This window comes from Pyramidobacter sp. CG50-2 (assembly GCF_003612005.1).
GTDB lineage: Bacteria > Synergistota > Synergistia > Synergistales > Dethiosulfovibrionaceae > Pyramidobacter.
Genome location: NZ_RAWT01000076.1, coordinates 1 through 7,365 on the forward strand (window position 1 = coordinate 1; position 7,365 = coordinate 7,365).

General features: G+C 58.8%; 3 protein-coding genes and 1 rRNA gene. 1 reads left to right on the forward strand and 3 read right to left on the reverse strand.

The genetic code is table 11. The annotated features are described in order from the left end of the window. Positions 1–76 (reverse strand): 16S ribosomal RNA (locus tag D7D26_RS11475); the annotation flags it as partial. Between the two features lie 558 nt (positions 77–634). Between D7D26_RS11475 and D7D26_RS11480 the strand changes: the two genes are divergently transcribed. Then, positions 635–2,035 carry a DegQ family serine endoprotease gene (locus tag D7D26_RS11480; protein WP_078017050.1) on the forward strand — a complete coding sequence of 467 codons (1,401 nt, stop codon included), beginning with the start codon at positions 635–637 and terminating at the stop codon, positions 2,033–2,035. Between the two features lie 198 nt (positions 2,036–2,233). Here D7D26_RS11480 and D7D26_RS11485 read toward each other — a convergent pair whose 3' ends face one another. Further along, positions 2,234–2,749 carry an OmpH family outer membrane protein gene (locus D7D26_RS11485; protein WP_078017049.1) on the reverse strand — a complete coding sequence of 172 codons (516 nt, stop codon included), beginning with the start codon at positions 2,747–2,749 and terminating at the stop codon, positions 2,234–2,236. 104 nt (positions 2,750–2,853) lie between these two features. Further along, a complete protein-coding gene (locus D7D26_RS12830) occupies positions 2,854–7,347 on the reverse strand; it encodes a YadA-like family protein (RefSeq protein ID WP_158606354.1) in 4,494 nt (1,497 codons plus the stop codon). Positions 7,348–7,365 lie beyond the last annotated feature (18 nt).

Sequence of the window (7,365 nt, forward strand, 5' to 3'; positions counted from 1 at the left end):
ATCATCCTCGCTCAACTTGCATGTGTTAAGCACGCCGCCAGCGTTCGTCCTGAGCCAGGATCAAACTCTCCGTTGAATCCTTTATCCTTACCTGTTCCATCTTCTCGGATCGTTCCCGCTTGGCTTCTCTTCCTCGTCCTCTTCGGTTGTCAAGAAACGGCGTCGCACGCTCTCCAGCCGCTCTCTCTCTTCCAAAAACGGCTTTCCCGCGCGCAACACGGCGTATATTAACGCGAACCGGCGATTATGTCCATATCTACGAAAAGCATTCTGTATTTTTTGAACGACGACTTTTCGATTTCATTGCGGGACATTTCGCGCTCATTCAACGATTTTACTCCCAGATTCTCGAACTTATAATCCGATCTGACACAATTAATCCACGTTATTGAAACATTGTCACAAAATTTTCACGGCGCGGCGATGCCCGTCGGTTCCCAAACAAATGATTCTTCTCTCGGCCGAGTGCCGTCTTTTGGATAAACTTTATTGATTTGAAAGGAGCAAAGAATAAATTCAAGTTTAGCTGTTTTGTATAAAACATCAATGCGCAAACAGCCGTTTTCGTGTAATATGTGCATCGTTGAGGCGGGACCGTCGCGTCCTGCCCGATTCTTTGCGGAGGTGAAATTTTATGGAACTGAGAAAACTGAAAAGATCTCTTATAGGCATTATACTGGGTGCCATGGTCGCAGGCAGCATACCCGCTTTTTCTGGGACGTTACCGCCTGAAGCGCTGACTGCCGGCAGTCCCGTGGCCGATCTGGTCGAGAAGGTCGGTCACGCGGTCGTCAATATCGACGTCGAAGGTACGGTCACGCGCACGGTGAATCAGGGGCTGCCCAACGACCCCTTCTTCAGGGAGTTCTTCGGCGACATGTTTCGCGAGTACACGCGCCGCGTTCCCATGAAAGGGGCCGGGAGCGGCTTCGTCGTCTCCAAGGACGGCCGCATCCTCACCAACAACCACGTCATCGACGGCGCCGACAAGATCACGGTCACGTTCTTCGACGGCAAGACCATGGAAGCTTCGGTGATCGGACGCGATCCGACGTTCGACATCGCCGTGATCAAGGTGGACGGCAAAGACCTTCCCACGCTCGAGCTGGGCGACAGCGACAAGATCCGCGTCGGCGAGACCATGGTCGCCATCGGCAACACGCTGGGGCTGGGGCTGGAGCCCACCGTGACGGTCGGCGTCCTTTCGGCGCGCAACCGCAGCATTCACTTGCAGAACTTCAATTTCGACGGTTTCCTGCAGACCGACGCTTCGATCAACCCCGGCAACAGCGGCGGCCCCCTGCTTGACATGCAGGGCCGCGTGATCGGCATCAACACGGCCATTATCCCCTCGGCCCAGGGAATCGGCTTCGCGATCCCCATCAACATGGCCAAGCAGGTCATGAACGACATCGTCGCCTACGGCAAAGTCCGCCGCGGCCAGATGGGCGTCTATCTGCAGCCCATCACCGAGGACATCGCTTCGGCTTTCGAGCTGAAGAACACCAAGGGCGCCCTGATCGCCGACGTGGTCCCCGACTCTCCCGCCGAAAAGGCCGGCCTGAAGCGCGGCGACGTCATCGTCAAGCTCGACGGCAAAGAGGTGGAAGACAGCGTCAAGCTGAGCACTTCGGTGCGCCAGCACATGGCCGGCGACAAGATCAATCTCGAGGTGCTCCGCAACGGCAAGACCATGAACTTCTCGCTGACGCTTGCGGAAGTGGATACCACGGTCGCCGACGCCAGCACGGCGGAGAAAATCGGCTTCACCGTGGCAACGATCACTCCGGAACTGCGCAAAGAGCTGAAGCTCTCGGAGCGCGACAGCGGCCTGGTCGTCACCGAAGTGGAAGAAAAATCCCTGGCGGCTCGCTCCGGCCTGCGCCGCGGCGACATCATCCTCCAGGCCGGCGGCCGCGAAGTGAACAACTCCGGCGATCTGTTCAAGGTCATCGGTTCCACCAAGAGAAACCGTGTGCCCCTGCTGATCCGCAGATACGGCCGCACGCAGTACCTGCCTCTGAACGTCAAATAAGCTTTCTGGCTCCACAAACGAACGCCGGGATGCAGCGGACATTTTCGTCTCCTGCGTCCCGGCTCTTTTTGTCGAAGCGATAAGCGCGGCAAACAAGACGATCCCCGCCGTTGGACTCGTTTTTTCCGAATCCAGCGGCGGGGATCGCGTCGTACTTTCAATACGCGCTCTTCAAGACAGCGCTGTAAAAGATCGTTTCTACTTTTGGGCAGGCTGAGCCGGAGCCGGTTTGTTCACCGTCACCGTGGGCAAAGCGGCAAACTTGGGAGTGCGCTTGTTCATTTCCTTCATCACCGCGCTCGTCACGTCGAGCTTGGGGACTGCGCCAAGAAGCAGCTGACGGCTCACGACCGCCTGAATCTTGGGATTTTTCTTCTGCCACGCCTCCGTTGCCGCCATCAGTTCCGACTGCAGAACCGCCAGCACGGCATTGCGCTCGACCGCCATCTGCTGCTCCAGCGCAGCCTGTCCCTGCCTGATGATCTCCTGCGCCTCGGGCGAGTTCTCCCGGCCGCGGTACAGAGCCACCAAGTCGTTGTATCCCTTCTGAAGCACTTTCTGCACCTCGTTCAGGTGCTCCTGCCCCTTCTTGCCGGGAGTCGACTGGGCCAGGATCCTCTCCGCATCCACCACCGCGATCTCCGTGGCCGGAGCCGTTCCCGCCGCCGCACCCATCAGCAGTACCGCCAGAAAAATCGTCATCGCTCGTCTCATCGCAAACCCTCCACACAGAAAAAAATTTTAATTTCCACATCACATTGTACCACAAAGAAGAGGGCGGATCTCAACCGCCAATCCGCCCCCTTCGCCCTTGAACGTCAGTTCGCTTTTCTGCCGCTCTGCAGCAGACGCTCCAGCCTCTCCACGCGCGCGTTCATCTCGGCCATCTGCTCGGCCTGGCGCATGTTGGTCTGCCGCAGCGAAGCCACTTCGGCTTGCAATTCGGCGTTCTCCTTCTGCATCACGTAGACGCTGCTGATCGGACCCTTGCGGTAGCGCTCGGGGATCGCGTCCTTGTCTTCCTTGCGCCCGATCTTCCACGTCAGCCCGGCGTTGGCCATCGACTCGCCGTGATGCGTGACGGACACTCCGGCGTGGACCATGAAGTCTTCCTTCAGGTAGTGCGCAAAGCCGAGGGCCAGCGCGTACTCGCCTCTGTACGCTCCGAAACCGGCCATGATCTGGCTGGGTTCGACGGGGTCGTACTGCATCGGTTTCAGTCCGGCGAGCGCGGAGCCGAGCGCGCCGGTGCTCTTGATTTCGTTTCTCAGTTCGCCCATCTGGTTATAGACGTTACCAAAGTTGTTGTAGATGTTGTTGAACTGTGTGTCTACGGCGCTGAGGGCGTCGCCGACGTTATGGTACGTGCCGCCGCGGATGGTGTAGGTCGGCGCGGAGACCGTGCCGTCGGCGTTGATCGTGGAGCCGCCGCCGAAGTGGGTGGCGACGCTCGACGAGACGCCCCAGAGCTGCGAGCCGTTGACCGCGTCGGCGCTGGTCTGGCTGACTTCGCCCTTGGCGACGTTGACGACTTTATTGCCGGTCGCGTCGAAGCCTTTGGCGGTGACTTTGCCGGCGAAGGTGGGCGCGTCGACGACGCGCACCTTGACGGCCCCGGAGTCGTTGCTCAGTTTGATGTTGCTGCCCGCCTTGAAGTTGAGGACGTTGTCGGTCTTGCTGACGGTCTTCACTTTCACGCCGTCGATCTGGGCGTCCCAGCTGGTCATGGCGTTGCCGGAAATGTTGGCGATCTTGTCGTCCACGGCCTTGAGCTGGTCTTCGGTGGCCGCCTGGCCGGAGGTGATGCTCAGGGGATCCCAGGTCGTATTGGTCAGGCCGTTGATCGTGCCCTTGTCGTCCTTATTGATACTAAGCTGGCCGGTCGGCGTGCCGGAAGCGTCTTTCACGTCGAATTTCAGCTCGTTCTTGAGGGCGACGACGACTTTGCCGCCGTCTACCCTGGTCTCGGTGTTCGTGCCGTCGCCGGCGACGTGAACAGCTTGGCCGAGTTTCTTGGTGACGACGCCGTTATCGTCGGCCGAGAGGGCAAAGCCCTTATCCACCGTGGTGTTGGTCTCGGCGATCTTGGCGTCCAGCGCCTTGAGCTGGGCCACATTCACCGCGTCGGTGTCGGCGCTGCCGGCGGCTACGTTGGCGATCTGCCGGGTCGCGTTGGCGTTCCCCACGGAAACGGCCCCATAGGAACCCTTCACCGTACCGCGCACGAGCGTGTCCATCGCCGCGCCGGCGCCGGCGGGCACGTAGACGTTCGACAGCATCTGACGGTCGGCTATGCTGAAAGCGCCCAACGCCACGCCGCCGTCGACGGAAGCGTTGGCGTTATGTCCCAGGATGACGGCGTTCGAAGCGTCCGTCGCCGCGGCGCTGTCCAGCGAGCCGATGACGACGTTGTGGCTCTTGCCGTCCATGCTGCGCTTGTCGCCCAGAACGATGTTGAAGTCGCCGTTTTTGACGGTGTTCTCCGAACCGATCACGGTAATGTGGCTGACGTTTTCGCCGACGTTCTTGTAACCGTCGAGCAGGTTGAAATCGCTGGTCTCAGTGCTTGTTCCGGTCAGTTTGTTGCCGACGCCGATCAGCTGGGAGCGTTGCGCATAATTCGCCGTATTGGCTCCGCCAATCGCCAAAACCGCGCCGCCGCTTTGGGCAACGGCACCGGAAAGGATCGTCCCCATTTTGAGATAATCCTTATTTTGGTATGCTTGCGCTAACTCAAGCATCTCGCTGAAAGAAAGACTTACATCGTTATAAGAATTGGATATACTGTTCCCTGCGCCGAAAATAAGTGCGCCATTGGCCTTGTCAGTTCCATTAGCCGTACCGACAATGCTGTTTGTTACGCCGTTATACTTGTCCCCTTCTTGCTTTATGGTGTTAAATGAGCCATAAATTGTTGCCGTAGCGCCCTTTGCGGCGTCCAAGACACTATATGGATTAGCAGTGCTCCAGTTGGAACCGTTCCCTTCAATCGTTGAATACGAACCCGCAACGGTGGAGAACAATCCCTGCGCAGAGACTTCTACGCCTGCCGCTAAGGCATTAAACGCCTTGGCTCCATCGTTGTTGTAATTGCCTTTGCCCGAATCCGTGGAGTTGACGCTGTAGAAATGTGTCTTGGCTTTGTCTACTTTTATGTTCAACGTTTTCAGCTGCGCTACGTTCACCGCGTCGGTATCGTAAAAGCCGGCTGCCACGCTGGTGATCTGACGGGTCGTTCCAGGTCCGTTACCGATGGACAACGCGCCCTTCGTCGCTTTCCATGTTCCATTGGCAGCAGTAGAAGCCGCGCCTGTGGCGAAATCCCAACCGACGGTTCCCAAAGCGCGGTTGGCGACGGATGAAGCGCCCAACGCCACGCCGCCGTCCACAGAAGTCGAAGCCCCCTGCCCCAACGCCACGCCGGCGACGCCCGTTGTCGTTGTGTTCGCGCCGCTGCCGATCACAATGGCGTTAACGGCCTGAGCGTTCGTGTTATATCCGACGGCGATGCCATTGTCGGCCGCCGCCTGCACCTTGGCGCTGTTGCCGATAGCTACGGATTGTTTTCCCGCGGCGCCGGCCGTGGCGCTGGCCGCGCCATAATTACTTGTTACCAATGTCACCGCTGTATTCGTACCGTTCACATGCACATATGTGTTCGTGGCGTTTTTCAGCTGCGCCACGTTGACGGCATCGGTGCCTTCTTTACCGGCCGCCACGCCGGTGATCTGGCGGGTCACGTTGGAACCGTTGCCGACGGAAACAGCCCCTCTATTGGCTACCCAGACGGGGGTAACGGCAACAGAAGCCTGCCCAGTTGCAAAATCATAACCGGCCGTACCTGCCGCGCGATTCGCGACGGAATTCACGCCCAAGGCGACGCCGCCCTCAACCTGCACATTCGCGCCGCTGCCGAGAGCCGTGCCGTTTTTGCCGTTCGCCGTTACCTGCGCGTTATACCCCAGAGCCGAACCGCCTTCCGCTTGTACGAAAGAACGATTGCCCACGGTAACGCCGTTCTTTTGCGTTACGTTCGTATTGTACCCGATGGCGGTGCTTTCATCGGCGTCTTTCTGCACTTTCGCGTTGACGCCGGCGGCCAGAGAATTCTTGCCGCCCGCGCCGGCTTTGGCGCTGACCGTGCCTTTATTGGTCGTTAGCGGATCCTCGGCGACATTCGTTGAATTTACATGGAAATAGGAAACGCCGTCGGCGGCAAGCTGTTTGGCAAGTCCCTTCACCTGCGCCACGTTGACGGCGTCGGTGTCGTTTGTACCGGCGGCCACGCTGGTGATCTGGCGGGTCACGCTTCCGCCGTTTCCTACAGACACAGCGCCTCTGTTAGATAACCAGGCAGCCGTAGTAACAGTGGAAGCCGCACCGGTCACGAAATCCCAGCCCGCTTTTCCAGCGGCCACATTCCCCTGCGAACCGGCGCCAAGAGCCACGCCGTTGTCTACAGACGCAGATGCGCTTTGCCCTAAGGCAACACCGGCCGCAGCAGACGCAGATGCGCTTTGCCCCAAGGCTACGCCGGCCACACCCGCAGCATTGGTATTGGCGCCGCTACCCATAACCACGGCATTGGCCGATTGTGCGTTGGTATTGAAGCCGACCGCCACGGCATTATCTGCCGCAGGCTGTGCCTTGGCACTATTGCCGATCGCCACGGACTGCTTGCCGGCTGCCCCCGCAGTCGCACTGATCGCGCCATAATTGCTTGCCACCAGGGTTCCTGCCGTATTTGTGCCGTTTACATGAACGTAGCCATTGGAAATACCTTTCAGTTGCGCCACGTTCACGGCGTCGGTATCTTGCGTACCGGCAGCCACGTTGATAATCTGACGGGTCGTGCCGTTGCTTCCTACAGACACGGCACCTTTCTTAGACACCCAAGTAGCATTATTTATCGTAGAGGCCGCGCCTGTGGCAAAATCCCAGCCAGCAGTAGTTGTGCCCGCCGTACCTGCGGCACGATTGGCAACAGAACCGGCGCCAAGAGCCACGCCGCTATCAGTCTGAACGGAGGCTGCATTTCCCAAAGCCACGCCGGAAATGCCCGCAGCATTGGTATTGGCGCCGCTACCCATAACCACGGCATTGGCCGATTGTGCGTTGGTATTGAAGCCGACCGCCACGGCATTATCTGCCGCAGGCTGTGCCTTGGCACTATTGCCGATCGCCACGGACTGCTTGCCGGCTGCCCCCGCAGTCGCACTGATCGCGCCATAATTGTTTGCTACCAGGGTTCCTGCCGTATTTGTGCCGTTTACATGAACGTAGCCATTGGAAATACCTTTCAGTTGCGCCACGTTCACGGCGTCGGTATC